16 protein-coding genes are annotated in these 17,544 nt (G+C 67.0%); 5 read left to right on the top strand and 11 right to left on the bottom strand.

Going from position 1 to position 17,544, the window contains the following annotated elements; translation table 11 throughout:
* Window positions 1-30: 30 nt before the first annotated feature.
* The gene (locus AC1DTF_RS06910) at window positions 31-888 is read right to left on the bottom strand and encodes an MlaE family ABC transporter permease (protein WP_477473561.1); all 858 of its coding nucleotides are present in this window, start codon (window positions 886-888) and stop codon (window positions 31-33) included.
* A 383-nt stretch (window positions 889-1,271) separates the two neighbouring features.
* Here AC1DTF_RS06910 and AC1DTF_RS06915 point away from each other — a divergent pair, with 383 nt between their 5' ends.
* Window positions 1,272-2,297, top strand: a complete 1,026-nt coding sequence (locus tag AC1DTF_RS06915) for an NAD(P)H-dependent glycerol-3-phosphate dehydrogenase (RefSeq protein ID WP_057166469.1) — start codon at window positions 1,272-1,274, stop codon at window positions 2,295-2,297.
* A 7-nt stretch (window positions 2,298-2,304) separates the two neighbouring features.
* On the opposite strand, the gene AC1DTF_RS06920 is transcribed toward AC1DTF_RS06915, so the two are convergent.
* From AC1DTF_RS06920 to grcC1, 3 genes are all read right to left on the bottom strand, one after another.
* Window positions 2,305-2,841, bottom strand: a complete 537-nt coding sequence (locus AC1DTF_RS06920) for a hypothetical protein (RefSeq protein WP_477473539.1) — start codon at window positions 2,839-2,841, stop codon at window positions 2,305-2,307.
* Between the two features lie 73 nt (window positions 2,842-2,914).
* A complete protein-coding gene (gene htpX, locus AC1DTF_RS06925; protein WP_057166467.1) occupies window positions 2,915-3,796 on the bottom strand; it encodes a zinc metalloprotease HtpX in 882 nt (293 codons plus the stop codon).
* Between the two features lie 61 nt (window positions 3,797-3,857).
* The gene (gene grcC1, locus AC1DTF_RS06930; protein WP_057166466.1) at window positions 3,858-4,865 is read right to left on the bottom strand and encodes a nonaprenyl/(2E,6E)-farnesyl/geranylgeranyl diphosphat synthase; all 1,008 of its coding nucleotides are present in this window, start codon (window positions 4,863-4,865) and stop codon (window positions 3,858-3,860) included.
* Window positions 4,866-4,930: 65 nt separating this feature from the next.
* Here grcC1 and menJ point away from each other — a divergent pair, with 65 nt between their 5' ends.
* Entirely contained in the window at window positions 4,931-6,148 is a 1,218-nt protein-coding gene (gene menJ, locus AC1DTF_RS06935) for a menaquinone reductase (protein ID WP_477473540.1), read from the top strand.
* A 4-nt stretch (window positions 6,149-6,152) separates the two neighbouring features.
* On the opposite strand, the gene AC1DTF_RS06940 is transcribed toward menJ, so the two are convergent.
* On the bottom strand, window positions 6,153-7,373 hold the full coding sequence (locus tag AC1DTF_RS06940) for a TetR/AcrR family transcriptional regulator (protein WP_477473541.1): 1,221 nt from the start codon (window positions 7,371-7,373) through the stop codon (window positions 6,153-6,155).
* Between the two features lie 254 nt (window positions 7,374-7,627).
* Here AC1DTF_RS06940 and AC1DTF_RS06945 point away from each other — a divergent pair, with 254 nt between their 5' ends.
* Window positions 7,628-8,530 carry an oxygenase MpaB family protein gene (locus AC1DTF_RS06945; protein ID WP_477473542.1) on the top strand — a complete coding sequence of 301 codons (903 nt, stop codon included), beginning with the start codon at window positions 7,628-7,630 and terminating at the stop codon, window positions 8,528-8,530.
* Here AC1DTF_RS06945 and AC1DTF_RS06950 read toward each other — a convergent pair.
* The 3 genes from AC1DTF_RS06950 to AC1DTF_RS06960 are packed head-to-tail and all read right to left on the bottom strand — an operon-like array spanning window position 8,527 to window position 12,724.
* On the bottom strand, window positions 8,527-9,852 hold the full coding sequence (locus AC1DTF_RS06950) for an MBL fold metallo-hydrolase (protein ID WP_477473543.1): 1,326 nt from the start codon (window positions 9,850-9,852) through the stop codon (window positions 8,527-8,529). The genes AC1DTF_RS06945 and AC1DTF_RS06950 overlap by 4 nt on opposite strands.
* A complete protein-coding gene (locus AC1DTF_RS06955) occupies window positions 9,852-11,624 on the bottom strand; it encodes a hypothetical protein (protein ID WP_477473544.1) in 1,773 nt (590 codons plus the stop codon). The genes AC1DTF_RS06950 and AC1DTF_RS06955 overlap by 1 nt, the downstream gene beginning before the upstream one ends.
* The gene (locus tag AC1DTF_RS06960; protein WP_057166460.1) at window positions 11,618-12,724 is read right to left on the bottom strand and encodes a DUF2235 domain-containing protein; all 1,107 of its coding nucleotides are present in this window, start codon (window positions 12,722-12,724) and stop codon (window positions 11,618-11,620) included. The genes AC1DTF_RS06955 and AC1DTF_RS06960 overlap by 7 nt, the downstream gene beginning before the upstream one ends.
* A 197-nt stretch (window positions 12,725-12,921) precedes the next feature.
* Here AC1DTF_RS06960 and AC1DTF_RS06965 point away from each other — a divergent pair, with 197 nt between their 5' ends.
* Both AC1DTF_RS06965 and AC1DTF_RS06970 read left to right on the top strand, forming a co-directional pair.
* Entirely contained in the window at window positions 12,922-14,565 is a 1,644-nt protein-coding gene (locus AC1DTF_RS06965; RefSeq protein ID WP_477473545.1) for a C39 family peptidase, read from the top strand.
* The gene (locus tag AC1DTF_RS06970; protein ID WP_477473546.1) at window positions 14,562-15,548 is read left to right on the top strand and encodes a hypothetical protein; all 987 of its coding nucleotides are present in this window, start codon (window positions 14,562-14,564) and stop codon (window positions 15,546-15,548) included. The genes AC1DTF_RS06965 and AC1DTF_RS06970 overlap by 4 nt, the downstream gene beginning before the upstream one ends.
* Before the next feature lie 6 nt (window positions 15,549-15,554).
* Here the strand turns inward: AC1DTF_RS06970 and ppnP are convergent, their stop codons facing one another.
* From ppnP to AC1DTF_RS06985, 3 genes are read right to left on the bottom strand one after another with little or no spacing between them, the layout of a single operon-like run.
* A complete protein-coding gene (gene ppnP / locus AC1DTF_RS06975; protein ID WP_477473547.1) occupies window positions 15,555-15,836 on the bottom strand; it encodes a pyrimidine/purine nucleoside phosphorylase in 282 nt (93 codons plus the stop codon).
* A 46-nt stretch (window positions 15,837-15,882) separates the two neighbouring features.
* Window positions 15,883-16,830, bottom strand: coding sequence for a CobW family GTP-binding protein (locus AC1DTF_RS06980; protein ID WP_477473548.1), 948 nt, complete (start codon window positions 16,828-16,830; stop codon window positions 15,883-15,885).
* Between the two features lie 15 nt (window positions 16,831-16,845).
* Complete coding sequence (locus AC1DTF_RS06985) at window positions 16,846-17,535, bottom strand: demethylmenaquinone methyltransferase (RefSeq protein WP_057166455.1); 690 nt, start codon at window positions 17,533-17,535, stop codon at window positions 16,846-16,848.
* Window positions 17,536-17,544: the final 9 nt, after the last annotated feature.

The raw sequence follows: 17,544 nt of genomic DNA on the forward strand, positions 1-17,544 counted from the left end.
GGGTCCACGAGCCCGCGAACGTCGAGGCCGTCACAGCCCCACCCTCGGGAACAACATGATGTAGAGCTGGCTCACCGCGACGTTGACCACCATGAGCAGCAGGATCGATTCGACCACCGCCGCGTTCACCGAGTTGGCCACCCCGGTCGGCCCGCCCGCCGTGGACAGCCCCTTCTGACACGAGACGACGGCCACGATGGCACCGAAGATCACCGCTTTCACCAGGGCGATGACCATGTCACCGGTGGTGGCGAAGGAGGCGAAGGTCGCCACGAAGCTCCCCGGAGCGCCGTTCTGGAAGTACACGTTGAACAGGAAGCTGGCCAGGAAGCCCACGAAACACACGACGCCGGTGAGCGCCACGCCGATCATGACGGCGGCGGCGAATCGCGGCACCACCAGTCGCCGGATCACCGAGACTCCCATGACTTCCATCGCATCGGTTTCCTCGCGCATGGTCCGCGAGCCGAGGTCGGCGGTGATCGCCGAACCCACCGCGGCCGCCATCAGCACCGCGGCGGTCAGTGATGCCGCCTGACGGATGACGGCCAGTCCGCTGGCCGCGCCGGCCAGCGAGGTCGCGCCGACCTGCCCGGCCAGCAGCGCGAACTGGATGGAGAGCGTGACGCCGATCGGCAGTGCCACCAGCACTGTGGGGATCACCGCCGTGCCGGCCATGAACGCGCCCTGCCTGATGAATTCCTGCCATTGGAACTGCCCGGTGAACAGATCGATGAACAGATGCTGGAGGGTACGGACGCCGAGGACGAACTGATCACCGACGGTGCGCAGCGAGGCGATCGGGTGGCGCTGGACGTAGCCGGCGCCCCAGTGCTCGATGGCCTGGAGCCCGTCACCCCGTCCGGCCCCATCGGACGTGCGCTGAATGGGCAAAGCGCTTCCCTCCCGGTACCGAGCCCCGACCGCCCCCGGGCCCGATCACTCGCAATCCTTGGCACGGTATCGCCGCGGTTCGATCGGCGTCAACGTTTTGAGAATTCTCATTCACATATTTGGCGGGTGCAGCGTAGCACCCGCAGCGAACCCCGAACCTGGAGAAGCCCAACCTGCACGAAGTGCGCCGACAGGGGCATTTCGTTCCGCCCGCAACGGGCGGTATGTCCCATTAACTTATTCGGACCAGGTCATTCCGCGGAGAGGGGCGGTCAACAGGCCTACGGGTCCGCGCACATCGCGCGGCACACCTGCGGCATCCGAGCCAGTTCAGCAACTTGCGGTCACCGGCCCGGTCGCGGCAATACGCTGACCGGATGGCACCTGCACAACGCGAACCCCACGTCGTCGTCCTGGGCGGGGGGTCCTGGGGCACCACCGTCGCCACCATCTGTGCGCGGCGCACGCCGACGCTGCAATGGGTGCGATCGGAGGACACCGCCAAGGACATCAACGACAACCACCGCAACTCGCGCTATCTCGGTGAGGAGGTGGCACTGCCGGACGCCCTGCGCGCCACCACCGATTTCTCCGAGGCCGCCCAGAGTGCCGATGTCATCGTGATGGGCGTTCCCTCGCACGGGTTCCGCGGTGTGCTGGAGGAACTCGCTCGAGAGCTGCGGCCGTGGGTTCCGGTGGTTTCGCTGGTGAAAGGTCTGGAGCAGGGCACCAATCTGCGGATGAGCCAGATCGTCGACGAGGTGCTGCCCGGGCATCCGGCCGGGATCCTGGCCGGACCGAACATCGCCCGCGAGGTCGCCGAGGGTTACGCTGCCGCCGCCGTGCTCGCGATGCCCGACCAGCATCTGGCCGCCAATCTGGCGGATCTGTTCCGCACCAGGAGGTTCCGCACGTACACCTCCGACGACGTGGTGGGCGTCGAGATGGCCGGAGCGCTCAAGAACGTGTACGCGATCGCGGTCGGGATGGGTTACTCGCTGGGCATCGGGGAGAACACCCGGGCCATGGTGATGGCCCGCGCGGTGGCCGAGATGTCCAAGCTCGGCGTGGCCATGGGCGGGCATCGCGACACCTTCGGCGGGCTGGCCGGGATCGGCGACCTGATCGTCACCTGTACCTCACAGCGCAGCCGGAACCGGCACGTCGGCGAACAACTCGGGTCGGGCAAGACCGTCGAGGAGATCATCGCGGCGATGAACCAGGTGGCCGAGGGTGTGAAGGCATCGTCGGTGATCGCGGATTTCGGCGAGCAGTACGGGATTTCGATGCCGATCGCCCGCGAGGTCGACGGGGTGATCAACCGCGGCTGCACCGTCGAGGACGCCTACCGTGGACTGATGCTGGAGAAGCCCGGCCATGAGGTGCACGGCTCGGGCTTCTAGCGTTCCGTCAGTTGAAGTACGGGTTGGTGCCCTCGGGACGGTCCAGCAGCGGGTTGCTCGGATTGAGGACGTAGCTGCCGGCCGGGCCGATCACGAAACCGGACTGGTCGAACGAGTTCTGGCATGAGGTGAGCACACCGTCGGTGCCGCAGCTGACATTCCGGAAGCCGATGCGGGTGTTCGCGGGCAACGGCTGGGCCGGCTGGTCGCCGACGTAGATGGGGTTGGCCGCGTTGGCGAAACCGGGCGCGCCGACCTGACCACCGGTGACCACGTTGGCGCCGTTGGGGGCGGCCGGGAACGGCCCGCTGCAGCCGTAGCCGCCGGTGCCGCGACTCRGCACACAGGTGATGTCACCGGGCACGGTGAAGGCGTACAGGCTGCCGTCGTTGACCGCGTACGCGGAGGGCTTCACCAGCTCCCAGGCGTTGATGTTCGGGCCGGGCGGCGGTGGGGGCGGCGGAGCCGGTTCGGCACCCGCGATCGCCGGGGCGCTCACGGCGGCGGCCGCCGCCATGACGAAGATCAGACCTCGCATACGCATGGCGACACACTAGCCTGTCCGTGCACGTCGGGCCACGTTTGCTGACCGCCGGGGCCGCGGCCGGCGAGCTGGGTCAGTACTGACCCGGCCCGCGACCCGCCATCGCCTCCAGTCGCGCGATCCGGTCCTCCATGGGCGGGTGGGTGGAGAACAGCTTGCCGATCTTCTCCCCCGCCCGGAACGGGTTCGCGATCATCAGGTGCGCCTGATCGGCCAGTTGCGGCTCGGGTGGCAGCGGCGCCGCCTGCACCCCGTAGGCGATCTTGCGCAGCGCGTTGGCCAGGGCCAGCGGATCGCCGGTCAGTTCCGCACCGGACTGGTCGGCCTGGTACTCCCGCGACCGCGACACCGCCAGCTTGACCACGGTGGCCGCGATCGGGCCCAGCAGTGAAACCAACAGCAAGGCAAAGGGATTCGCGCCGCCCTCGCGGTTACCACCGAACATCGAGGCGAACACGGCGATGTTGGCCAGCGCGGTGATGACCGAGGCGAGCGCGCCGGCCACGCACGAGATCAGGATGTCGCGGTTGTACACATGGGACAGTTCGTGGCCCAGCACCGCACGCAGTTCCCGCTCGTCGAGGATCTGCAGGATGCCGGTGGTGCAGCACACCGCGGCGTTGCGCGGGTTGCGGCCGGTGGCGAACGCGTTGGGGGCGGCGGTGTCGCTGATGTACAGCCGCGGCATGGGCTGGCGGGCGGTGGTCGCGAGTTCGCGGACGATCCGGTACATCGCCGGCGCCTGCATCTCGTTGACGGGCTGGGCGTGCATCGCGCGCAGCGCCATCTTGTCGCTGTTGAAGTAGACGTACGCGTTCATGCCGACGGCGAACAGCACCGACAGCCACAGGATGGACGGGTTCCCGAACAGCGAACCGATGAACACGATCAGCGCTGACATGCCGACGAGCAGCACGAAGGTCTTCATCCGGTTGGCATGAGGATGCCAGGTCATCAGAGTTCCTCCTACGAAAGTCTTCGCTGATGTAACGCCGGTCGACCCCCGTAGGTTCCTGCTACCCGTGCCGGTTGACGGTGTAATCCACCAGGGTGGCCAGCGCATCGCGCCCGGGACCCGCGGGCAGATTGTCCAGTTCCTCGCGCGCCCGCACCGCGTATTCGCGGACGGTTTCCTTGGCGCGCGCCATGCCCGGGGACCGGCGCAGCAGCGTCAGCGCCTCGGCGACCAGGTCGTCGTCCTCCAGCGGCTTGGCCAGCAGCACCCGCAGCCGCTCGGCGTCCGGGCCGGACTCCCGCAGCGCGTACAGCACCGGCAGGGTGTGCACGCCTTCGCGCAGGTCAGTGCCCGGCACCTTGCCGGACTCGTCGGGATCGCTGTCGATGTCGATGATGTCGTCGGAGATCTGGAACGCCGTGCCGACGATGCCGCCGAGACGGGACAACCGCTCGATCTGATCCTCGCCGGCACCGGAGAAGGTCGCACCGAAACGGCCCGATGCCGAGATCAGGCAGGCCGTCTTCTCGTAGACCACCTTGAGGTAGTGCTCGATCTCGTCGGTGCCGCCGGCAGCGCCCCGGGTCTCGCGCATCTGACCGGTCACCAGCTGGGCAAATGTGTCCGCAATCACCCGCACCGCGTCCGGTCCGAGCCGGGACACCAGCCGGGAGGCGGTCGCGAACAGGTAGTCGCCGGCCAGGATGGCGATGTTGTTGCCCCAGCGCGCGTTGGCGCTGTCGGCACCGCGGCGCACCTGGGCCTCGTCCATCACATCGTCGTGATAGAGCGTGGCCAGGTGGACCAGCTCGATCACGGCGCCGGCGATGGTGACGTCGTCGTCCTCGGGGCGTGGCCCCAGCGACCCCGACAGCACGGTGAACAGCGGCCGGAACCGCTTGCCGCCCGCCTGGAACAGATGCTGGACGGCCTCGGCCATCAGCTCATCCGCCTTACCCAGCTCGGTGGCCATCAGATCTTCGACGCGCGCCACTCCGTCGCGTACCTGCGCGGCGAATTCGGGATTCCCGAAGTCCACCCCCGCCACCACGCTCGCCGGTGTCCTCATGCGTCCAACATACTGTGGAGGTACTCGGTGGATGAACACGGCGGGCAGAGCGGAGCGACGCGGGGATGATCAAGGCCGATGTGGTTGTCGTGGGGGCCGGGCCCGCCGGTTCCTCAGCGGCCGCGTGGGCGGCCCGGGCGGGCCGCGACGTGCTTGTCATCGACTCCGCGCAGTTCCCCAGGGACAAGGCCTGCGGTGACGGGCTGACCCCGCGGGCGATCTCGGAGCTGCAGCGCCTCGGCCTCGGTGACTGGCTGGGCGGCCGGATCAGCCATCACGGGCTGCGGATGTCCGGGTTCGGGGCCGACGTGGAGATCCGCTGGCCCGGCCCCTCATTCCCCCCGACGAGCAGCGCGGTCCCACGCACCGAGCTCGACGACCGGATCCGGATGGTCGCCGCCGACGACGGCGCAAAGATGATGCTCGGCGTCAAAGTGGTTGATGTGCGCCATGATTCAACCGGACGGGTCTCGGAGCTGATCCTCGACGACGGCTCGGAGATCGGCGTGGGTGAGCTGATCGTGGCCGACGGCGCCCGCTCCACACTGGGGCGCACGCTCGGCCGCACCTGGCATCAGGAGACGGTGTACGGCGTGGCGGTCCGCGGATACATCGCGACCCCACGCGCCAACGAGCCCTGGATCACCTCACACCTCGAATTGCGTTCCCCGAAGGGCAAAGTGCTCCCCGGCTACGGCTGGATCTTCCCGTTGGGCARCGGCGAGGTGAACGTCGGCGTCGGGGCGCTGGCCACGGCGAAGCGGCCGTCGGATGCCGCCCTGCGACCGTTGATGTCCTACTACTGCGACCTGCGGCGCGAGGAGTGGGGTTTCGAGGGCGAACCACGGGCCGGGCTGTCGGCTCTGCTGCCGATGGGGGGCGCGGTGTCCGGGGTGGCCGGGCCGAACTGGATGCTGATCGGCGATGCCGCGGCGTGCGTCAATCCGCTCAACGGCGAGGGCATCGACTACGGCCTGGAAACCGGGCGACTGGCCGCGCAACTGCTGGGATCCGGCGATCTGACCACGGCGTGGCCGTCGATGCTGACCGAGCACTATGCGCGCGGGTTCTCCGCGGCCCGACGGCTGGCGCTGCTGCTCACGTTGCCGCGGTTTCTGCCCGCGGCGGGCCCGGTGGCGATGCGCTCGCACTTCCTGATGACGGTGGCGGTGCGGATGATGGGCAATCTGGTCACCGAGGAGGACGAGGACTGGATCGCCCGGGTCTGGCGGACGGCCGGCCTGGCGTCGCGCAGGCTCGACGAACGCACCCCGTTCAGCTGACCAGTCAGACCAGTTGCGGTTCGCGCCCCAACAACGTCATCTCCATCAGCAGCTTCACGCAGGCACGGGAATGCTCGGTGTCCTGGTACTGCACCAGCCGGCCGAGATCGACCACCAGACCGAATGCGGCGTGCACGGCGAATTTCGCCTGTGCGTGGCTGAACTCGGGACGCGCCGCGGCGAGCAGCCGCGCCCACTCATCGACGGTGGAGCGCTGGATGTTGCGGATGGCCCCCCGGTCGGCCTCGGGCACATTGCCGCGTTCGGCGTAATACACGTAGGCGATCTCGGGCTCCCGGAACGACCGGGCCACATACAGATCGATCAGACGAGCCAACGCCTGCTCCGGATCTGATTCCGCGGCAAGAACACTCGATACATCTCCGGACACCCGGTCGGCGCTGCGACGGTAGGACGCGACCAGCAGATCGGCCTTGCCCGGGAAGTACCGGTAGATCCCGGATGCCTGGATGCCCACCGCCGCGGCGATGTCCTCCATGCTGGTCTCCCGGAATCCCTTCTTGTGAAACAGCAGCAGGGATTCGTGCAACAGCATCTCGTATTTGCCGCCGGCGCCGGAGCCGCTGGGCGTCAACGGGTTCGATTCGGGTGACTCGAACGGGGCCGGCAGGGTGGCCGAGAGCACGGCGGTGGCCAGGCCTGCCAGCAATACCCGCATCTCGTTGACGGGCAGTGAGGCCCGGTGATCGGTGACACTGCCGATGACGCTCAACGCGGCCGACGACAGGGTCCAGCGTTCGTGCGAGGTGAGCTCCGGCCGCAGCCGGATCAGGGGTTCCTGCAGCCTGCGGTTGACGAACCCGATCTGCCCGTTCAGGATCTGCTGATCATCCTCGTTGAGGTAGCGACCCTCCCACCGGTACAGCCCGCCGGAGCTGCGGTTGGCGATAGCGGTCTCCACGAGGGCGTCGACGAGGTCGGCCAGCAGGGTGGCCGGATCACGTTCCGGATCGCCGATATCGGTGCTGTCCACCAGTTGCTGACCCAGACCGAAGACGGCGTCCCGGAACAGTCCGTACTTGCTCGACGAATGCCGGTACAGCGCCGCAGCCGAAATGCCCACCCGAGTGGCGATCTCCTCCATGCTCACCGCGTGGTAGCCGAGCGCACTGAAGGCATCGGCCGAGGCCTTGACGATCTGTGCCTTGYGATCACGCGGCCGGCGACGCACAGCAGGTTGCGCGGGGCGGCCGGCCGAAGACATACCCTCACGGTAACGCATTCTGCGGTCACCGACAGATCCTGGGAATGCCACTTCATGATCGATCACATTTCGCCATATACGGCTGCGCATTTCAGTCGATACCGCTCACTCACATCAGAGAATGGACATTCACATAAACTCTTGCGCGAACGTCAATCCGTGTGTCAGGCTTGCCATACGGCGTAGCGGTCGACGTTGCTGATCAGCCCAAGGCTTTCGCGTCGCTTCGCTCGCCCAGGGAGGAGATTGTCGCGATGCCGGCGCGCTACCTCGATTTCGGATCATCCCCACGACTGACCAACGCCGACACCCGCATCACCATCGAGCAGCGAACACCGCGCTGGTACCACGGCGATGTCGCCATCGAGGACGCCTTGGACTTCTGGTCCTTCGCCGGCGCCGCCGCCAACGTGGTCATGCAGCTGTCCTGGCCGGAGGTCGGCTACGGGGTGGCCGAAAGCCGGGTGAGATCCGGCAGCCTGATGGAGCATCCGTGGAAACGGGCGCGCACCACGACCCAGTACCTCGCCGTCGCCATTCTGGGCACCGAGGAGGAACGCGCCGCCTACCGCGAGGCGGTCAACGGCGCGCATCGCCAGGTGCTCTCCACCGACACCAGCCCGGTGCGCTACAACGCCTTCAACCGTGAACTGCAGATGTGGGTGGCGGCCTGCCTGTTCATCGGGTTCGAGGACACCTTCGAGTTGCTGCACGGTGTGATGACCGACGAGCAGGCCGAACAGTTCTACCGGACCGCACAGCCGCTCGGCACCACCTTGCAGGTCACCGCGGACCAATGGCCGGCCACCCGGGCCGATTTCGACGTGTACTGGAACACCGCCTGCGAGCGAGTGGTGATCGACGATCACATCCGCGAATACCTGATGGCCCTGGTGGATCTGAAGATGATCCGGTGGCCGCTGCGGGTAACTTTCGGCCCGCTGCTGAAGTTCCTGACCATCGGGTCGCTGGCGCCGGTGTTCCGTGACGCCATGGGTCTGCACTGGTCGGACGCCGACCGGCGCCGCTTCGAGAACCTGTTCGTGTTCGTCTCGTTCGTCAACCGGTTCCTGCCGCGTTTCATCCGCCAGGGCGCCAGCCAGATACTGATGGGTGATGTGCGGCGCCGGATCCGGCGCAAGAAGGCCCTGATCTAGATCGGCACCTCGATATCGGTCCACCACGGTGTCTTGTGCAACTCGGTGCTGAACAGATTCGACTCCGCTTTGAGCGCCCGCACCAGAGCCTGCCGGGGCACCTCGGTGTTGTCCTCGCGGCTGCCGTGCCGGCCGTCCAGGGTCGACAGCAGCGTGATCAGTCGCCGATTCGCGGTGGAATCCTCCGCCCCGCGGTGAATGAACTTCTCCCACAGACTTTTCGGTGTGGCGTTCAGACTTCCGTGGTGGCCCACCTTGTAGATGTTGGTGTTCGCGAGATCGTGGAGCAACCGGGCATTGCCGGTGTTCTCATCGGCGTCGAACAACACCCAACTCCAGTTCTCGATCTGGGCGTCACCGGGGAACACGAGCAGTGATTCGCCGATCCGGATCTGCAGGATCACGCTGGTGTTGTTCAGCGACGAGTCCAAGGTCCGCAGCAGCGAGAGCATGTTGTCGGCATGCGCGCGGTCGATGCGCGGCGTCAGCCAGCGTGCGGCCTGCGGCACGGCTTCGGTCGCCGTCTCGAACAGCGGCGACAGGTCGTCGCACGTCGCGTCCCCATCCTGAGCGGCTCGGGACCAGTTCGACGCGAGGTGCCAGAATTCATTGTTGATCTGCGCCTGCCGTGCCAGGGACGGCGCGGCGGCCAGCGTGGGCGGCCCGAGGACCTTGATGGTCACGTCGGGCAGCAGTCGCTGGTCGGTGAGGTCGTCGCCGTACTTGACGTAGCGTCCCCGGCCGTCGGCAGCCATCGTCTGCAGACAGTCGACGGCCTCCCGGTTGGAGATGTTCTTCTCACCGAGGAACTGCAGACGGTCGCCGACACCGTCAGGGAATCGTTGCAGCGCATTCATCTTCGCGGATGCAGCCGTCACACCGGCGGCGAACAGCTGCATATCGCCCATCGTGCCGACCATTTGCCGGTCCATGAGCGGCGCCTTGGCATCGGTGGGCAGCAACGGATCCTCGGTCCACGGCTGCACGACCCTGCGCGGGTTCAGATCCCTGATGATGGATCCCGCCTTTGCGCGGCCGAATCCGCTGATGTGGTCGGCGTGGCGATGGGTGGCGACGACCATCTGCAGACGGCCCCGGGTGATCGAGCCATCCGCGTTCGCGGTGCGTCCGAGCACCACATCGCGGATGTCCTCGGCGATGCGGTCCATGTGATCCTTGGGAAAGTCGCCCGGCAACTCGGTGGATCCGAAATCGATGAGGACCGCGCGGCGGACCGCATCGTCGTAATCGACCCACAACAGCACGCAATCACCGAATCCCACGTTGTAGGCCCGGATCCCCGCCCTCTTGATACTGCGCATCACCACTCCTCTCGCGCTCCCCGGGCCCGCCGCACGATCTCTGCGGCGGCAGCCTCCGGATTCTCGGCCGCGTTGCGGTCACGGTGCCGCAGCGCCAGTGCATGGGCAGTGCGCGGCCCGTCGGTGAGGCTTCTGGACTCATAGAGGTAGGCGATCCGGCGGTTCCACCGCTGGATGCGCTCGCGATCGGCTTCGGCGTCCGCGTCGGCGTCGGCGTCCGCGTCGGCGTCCGGCTCGATCCCTTGCAGGCTGGGCAGTTTGTCGGAGATCTCGAACTTCAGGTCGCCGTATTCGTCGAGGATCAGCGTGGATCCCCCGCGAAGCTCGATCTGGGTGTCGGGGTCGAGCTTCTCCAGCGGGGCCAACCCGTAGGCGGGCAGTTCGCCGGCCGCGATCTTGAGGTACTGCGTGCACTCGACGACAGTTTCGCGGACGTGAAAGCCGTCATCCGGTGCGCTCCTGACGCACGGGCGCACACTGGAGATACGGGTGAAGGCGTGTGGATTGAGGTGCAGGTTGCCGCGGTTGCCCCAGATGTGCCGGAACATCTCGGTGTCATCGCTCTGCAACGCAGAGAAGTGAACCCCGTTGCGCTGCAAGCCATCCTTGCGTTTCGGCGGACACCAGCAACCATCCCCATCCTGGGTGGTGCCGGCGATGCCGAACCCGGCCATCTGCTCGCGCAGGGTGCTCCGCAGGTTGTAGCGGCTGTCATCCGCGCGGACCTCGCGGTCGGCGGTCAGCATCGCCCTCAGGAAATGGGCAAAGGTGATGTGGATGGGTGGTGTGTAGTCGATGGCGCGGACACTCATGGTCAGCAGCAGATCGGCGATGTCGGCGCCCTGTTCGACGAGAATTCTGCGCGGAATCAGGGTGTCCTCGCCGGGAAAAAGATCCTCCATGCGCCTTTCCCACGCCACCAGAAGGGTGCGCATCACGGCACCGACCAGGATCTCGCCCCGCCGATGGACCTCGTGAAAGCCGGGCTCGTCGAGCAGTCCGGGCGTCGGCGCGATGCCCACCGAACGCCGCAGTGCATTCACGTGGGTCAGGCTCTCACCGAGCCCGAACAAGTCCGTCTCGGCAAGCCGCTCCGGGTTGAACACGGACTTGTCGACGAACTCGTTTTCGTTGCGCGGGTCCACCAGATACTCCACGGCCTCCTTCAACGAGAACACCGACAGCAGCGCGACGATGTCGGCGAAGGCCTCGTGAAAGGCCGCCTGATCCGGTGACGACGGCGAGATGAAGCTGCCACGCAGACCGTCGAGCAGCGCGTGCGTCGCCTCGTGGGCGACGACGTCGTGCGACAGACACAGGTAGGTGTTCGAGGCACTGGGTCCGCGGCGGATGTAGCCGAACAACAGCGCCTCGGCCTCGGGTGAGTAGAACGCATTCGCGTCCTCGAAAGCGTGCGGTACCACCTTGAGTTGGTGACCGCGGATGCCCCACCGCACCCGCCGTCCCAGCGCCGACTCGAACCGCCGCAAGGTTCTGGTGACGATCGCGTACACGTTCCACGCGTGGAACACCGGATCGGCCAGAATCTCGTCGCGCTTCTGCCAGTGCGGTGGACCGTCTTTCGTCGGCGCCGCCCGGTACATCCGGCGGGAGGTGGCGTCGTAATCCACCACGTAGAGTGCGGACCCCATCGGGCCGTCGATGAGTTCCTCCCGGGGGATCTGCACCTCGGCGGTGAGAACCTTGCCGTCGCGTTCGACGGTCGGGTCCTGCACCACGATCGTGACGGTGCAGTAGTCCGGGCTCACCATGACATCACCCCGGCCAAGGGAGTGCCGGGCTCACCGACCCAGTCGTCGCGGTCGAGGAACAGCGCATCCGCGGGCAGGTTCGGACCGTACCGAGGGTCGCCGTCGCGCCGGACGGCGACGCTTCCGTGCACGACGGCACCGGCGGGGACGATGCGCCTGCTGCCGATCGGCGGGGTGCCCGCGAGGCGCCCGCGCCATTCCATCCGGCTGACCGGCGCCGAGGCATGCTCCCCGGACAGGGTGTATCTCCCGGCGTACTCGTCATTGCGGACACGCAGTCCCGCGGTGATCGCCCCGTCCAGTACCCAGCGCATCGAAATGTCGCCCAGTGCCGGGTTATCGGGAAATCCGCCACCGACATCGGAATGGATACCGGCGAACCAGACCTCTTCCATCTGCGGGAACCGTTGGCCTTCGGGCGGGAACTTCAGGAGATAGGGCTGGTAAGGCCGGCGTTGCTCGTCGATGGACACCGCGTGTCGCACCGTCTCGACGTTGATCAGCTGGCGCGTCCACGGCCACCTGAAGTCCGGGCCGACGAAGCTGGTGGCCTTGACGGTGTCGAACAGACCGAGATAGCGGACCGGACAGGACACGGTTTCACCGGGAGTGGGCAGGCTCAGCGTCGTGGCGAAGCGGTCGATCCGGTCCCACCCCTCAGGACCGGAAAGGTTGGAATCCCCGGGATTTCGGGCGTAGACGCGAACGGCGTACGGCACGAGGTTCTCCGAACCGGGCCGCAGCAGCCCCACCGACCGGAGCAGACCGCACAACGCGCGCGCCGTGTACGCACCGCGGCTGAACCCGAAGATGAAGATCTGATCCCCGGGTTCCCAGGTGCGCATGAGGTAGGTGTAGGCCTCGGCCATGTTCTCCCGGATGCCGTGCCCGAGGGCCAGACCTCCGAGTACCGAGAGCTTCCTGCCCAGCGCGCTCCAGGACCCCGGCGCAGCGAGCGTGCCGACACCGGGGTCGTAGTACACCTGCTGGCGGTCGGGGTCGGCGAGCTGCAGCATTTCCACGATCTTGAAGATGTTGGTGACAGCCCTGGCCTTCACCTCGTTGGACGTGCCATCGAGACAGATCACGATGTTCTTCATCCCTGCTCCTTCGACGAGCCGATGGGCCCACGGTAGGAGTCGGTGGGGACGCCGATCCGGGTAGAGCGGTACTCACTTCGCAGATCGGCACGTACGCGCCGGCGGCAGAATCGAGTACGGCTCTACGCATATCCCCCGTTGCGGCGTGGATGACGATCGCAGTACCGCACGGGTGAACCGGAATGAACGGGGTTGTGATGACCGAAAAACTGTTGCCGTATGACCGGACGATCGTCGTGCAGGAGACACCGTTCTGGTGTGGACCGGCATCGACTCAGGTCGTGCTCGACTCCCGGGGTGTCCGGCTGGCCGAGGCCGATCTGGCACGCGAGATCGGCACCACCACAGCGGGTACCGACTTCATCGGCCTGATCGAGCGGGTGCTCGACAAGAAGGTCTGCGATGCCCGGTACACCTCGGTCAACATGACGGATGACCCGCCGACCCCACAGCAGAAAGACCGGTTGTGGTCCGATGTGGTGGCCTCGATCAACAGCGGATTCGGCGTGGTGATGAACTGGGTGGCACCACCATCGAACTACCCGCGCGCCGTCAAGGGCACGACGTCACCTGCGTACCGCGGCGGCACCGTTTTCCACTATGTCGCGTGCATGGGCTACGACGACACCCCCGGCGCACGTGCGTTGTGGATCGCCGACAGCGGGTTCAAACCCTTCAACTACTGGATCAGCTTCGATCAGGCGGCCACGCTGATCCCGCCCAAGGGCTACTGCTACGCCGATATCGACGTCAATCCGATCGCACCGAACGCGCCGAGCGATCAGGTTGCGGAGAACCTGATGCGTGCGATGGGCGGCAGCATCTCGTTCGACCGCTACCGCGCTCTGCTACCCGCCGTGACACAGGCACTGCAGGAGTGTGGGTGCAACACCCCGGAGCGAATCACCATGTGGCTGGCCCAGATCGGGCACGAATCCGGCGGCCTGAAGTTCATGGAAGAGATCGCCGATGGCAGCGCCTACGAGGGCCGCGCCGATCTCGGGAACACCCAGCCCGGGGACGGCCGCCGKTTCAAGGGCCGCGGCCCGATCCAGGTCACCGGCCGGCACAACTACACCAAGGTGTCGCAGTGGGCCCACAGTCGCGGCCTGGTGCCCAGCCCGACATTCTTCGTGGACTCTCCCGAACAGCTGGGGACCGACAAGTTCAGCTTCCTGGGGGCGATCTGGTACTGGACGGTGGCACGTCCGCAGATCAACGCCATGTGTGACGCCAACGATCTCGAAGGTGTCACCCGAGCCATCAACGGCGGGCTCAACGGCCTGGAAGACCGCAAGCTCCGGTGGCAACGCTGCCGCGAAATAGGTTCCCCACTAACTGCTTTGACAACTCAGACAGGAGACATCACCATGGCCGATGCAGAAGAGATCCGCAATGCCACCACGGGGACCGCGGCGAACGGATGGCCGTTCGCCTGGCGGTACGCCTACTCGCGGCATCCGCGCGATTTCAACGAGATCGTCAACGACGCCGATCGGGGCCCGTGGATGCGTCGGCAGCCCGATGGCACCGATCACGCCGGGCATACCGACGCCTTCGAGCAGATCGTGCCGATCAACGAACAGATCGCCTGGCGCCACACGTTTTCCGACGGCATCGAACGCGATTCCGGTGATGTCCTGCTGGAACTGATGGAGTTCGCCATTCAGTGGCGGGCCTCCAACGATCTGTCCACCAGCGCCTTCGCCGACACCGAGGTGCCGGCCGCCACCAACGGTCACACCAACGGGCACACCCCCCGGCCGCCGCGCAAGCGGCCCGCCGCCAAGGCCGCGAAGAAAGCGCCGGCCAAAGCGCCGGCGAAACGCGCACCGCGATGACCGATTTCGGGGACCTGCTTGCCGATATCCGCGGCGTGCGCCGGATCCGGCACGCATGGTTGACCTGTTCAGGTACCTGGGCGCCGCCCGGCACGGGCTACAGCTCGTGGGTCGTGCAGAACGCCGACCCCGATCTGGTGTTCGAGGTGCCCGTCCAGTCACCATGGTCGTTCGGGCCGGTCGGCGGTCCCGATGCCAACGCCCCGAGTTACCGGCAGAGCGTGGCGACCGGCAAGCGCTGGGCGATCGACTGGATCAATGCCCATCCGAACCAGACGTTCGGGCTCGGGGGCTACAGTCAGGGCGCCCAGTGCGCCGGCGAGATCTACCTGGAACTGCTGCCCGGAGGTGTGCTGGAGCACCGATTCGGGGATTTCATCGGCGGTTTCAGCTTCGGCGACCCGATGCGTCCGGAGAAGGTCACCGGCGGCGGCGCACCCGACCCGGGCGGTGCGGGCATCAGTCCGGTCCGTATCGCCACCCCCGACCCGCGATGGCGCTACGCGGCGAACGGACCGAAGAATCGGGCGGTCGGCATCGACCTCTACTCCGCCACCCCGCTCAACGGGGCGGGCCAGATCATCCGGAACTTCTATTCGATGGGCGTGGACATCGGCCTCGCGCCCACCCCGTTGCCCATGGTCGAGTCGATCGCCCGGGGCGTGGTGCAACTGCTGGTCGATCTGCTCGGTCCGCTGGCCGGACTCGGCGGGCTGGCCGCGCTGGGCCCCTCCGCCGGTCTGGCGGGCCAACTGCTGAACAATCCCGCCATCGCGAAGTTGCCGTCGGACTCGGTCGAGGGCGTCACGCCGTTCGACGCCATCGAGGCGGCGGTGCTGGCGCTTCAGTTCGTCGCCACCGGTACCGGACCGCACGTCAGCTATGACACGACCGACGCGGTGCCCGGGGTGAACCACATCGCGCATGCGGTCGCGCACGTCAACGCGCTGTGCGCCTCCGCCGGGGCCCGCATGGCTGCCTGAGCCGCGTCAGCGGTACTCGCACAGATAGGCCGTCTCAACCTCCGCGCGCACCGTGAACGTGCTGTCCGCGGGCACCGTGAATTGGGTTCCCGCCGCAAAGGTTTGCCACGCGTCCTGACCTGGCAGCCGCACGGTCAGCGCGCCGGACACCACGCTCATGATCTCCAGCCGCGATGTCCCGAACTCGAACTCGCCGACGGCCATGACACCGACGGTGGCCGGTCCTTCCGCGGTCGCGAAGGCGATCGACGCGACGTCGCCGCCGAAGTACTCATTGACCTTGAACACGCACAGCTCCTCCGAGATGGGGTGAGCGGCCAGAATACCCGGCCGGCTACACCAGGTACTTGTGCACGCCGAGCATCGCGTTCGCATCGGCCGGTTCGCGGGTGCAGTCTTCGAGCGCGGACGACACCGCCACTTCGTTGATGCCGGTGCCGATGAGCACCAGCGTGGTCCCCCGCCCCGTCCCGCGGCGCTTCTCGAAGCGCAGCGACGTGCCGACGAGCTGAACAGAGTACCGGCCGCCGTCGCCGAAATCCACGAAACCCTTTGCGCGATAGAGCCCGACGGGCCGGTCCTGCAGAAAAGCCAGAAAGCGGCGTGGGTTCACCGGCGCATCGGCGCTGAACTCCACACTCTGATATTCCGGGTGCTCGTGATGATGATCGTCCTCGAGGAGCAGTTCATCCAGGGAGAGCTGGGTCGGGCGCTCCCGACGCCTCACCGGCGCGTCGATCAGCAAGGCTGGATCCACCCGCGCAAAGTCGGTGTACACCAGCGGGACTCGCGGGTTCGCGGCGCGGACCTCAGCCGCCACCGCATCGGCATCACCGTCGGATGCCTTGTTCAGCACCACCAGGTCGGCCACCCGCACCCCGTGTCCCAGCTCGGCCGGTTGGGCGGCGTCGACCACCAACACCAGTCCGGCGTAATGGAACCGGTCGTCCCCGGCGGTGGCGATCGTGCGCGCCAACACCGGCGGCTCGGCGATACCGCTGGCCTCGACCACGATCAGGTCCAGCGCGGGCCGCACCGCGGCGAGCCGGCCCAGCATCTCGGCGGCCTCGGAGGCGTCCACCGCGCAACAGATGCACCCGTTGGACAGCGAGGCCATCGCGTCGACCTGCCCGGCCACGAACATGGCGTCGATGTTCACCGCACCGAAGTCGTTGACCAGCGCCCCGATTCGCACGCCGCGGGTGTTACGCAGCAGGTGGTTGAGCAGCGTCGTCTTACCGGCGCCGAGGAAGCCGGCAAGGGCCAGGACGGGGACGCTCATGGCTCGGCTCCGCGGCTAGACCGGCTTGACGGCTGCGTGCAGCGCGACGATCCCACCGGTCAGATTGCGCCAGCGCACGGCTTCCCAGCCGGCGTCGCGGATACGGTCGGCGAGTTCGGACTGCGTGGGCCAGGCCCGGATCGACTCGGCCAGATACACATAGGCGTCCGGGTTGCTCGATACCGTGCGCGCCATCATGGGCAGCGCCTGCATCAGGTATTCCTTGTACGCGGTGGCGAACAGCCCGTTGGTCGGCGTGGAGAACTCGCACACCACCAGTCGGCCGCCGGGGCGCGTCACCCGCGCCATCTCCCGCAGACCCGCCACATGGTCGACCACGTTGCGCAGCCCGAAGCTGATGGTCACCGCGTCGAACACGCCGTCGGCGAACGGCAGCTTGGTGGCGTCGCCGGCCACCTTGGGCACACTGCGGGCCGCACCGGCGGACAGCATGCCGACCGAGAAGTCCGCCGCCACACACCAGGCACCCGAACTCGCCAGCTCGACCGTCGACACGGCGGTGCCGGCCGCCAGGTCCAGCACCCGCTCCCCCGGCCCGATGGCCAGTGCCGCACGCGTCTGACGGCGCCAGTACCGGTCCTGCCCGAGCGACATCACCGTGTTGGTGATGTCGTAACGGCGGGCCACGGCGTCGAACATCGACGCGACCTCATGTGGGTCCTTCTCCAGCGATGCCCTGCTCATCGCTTTAAA

It is taken from the genome of Mycobacterium sp. P4_H6, assembly GCF_056400845.1.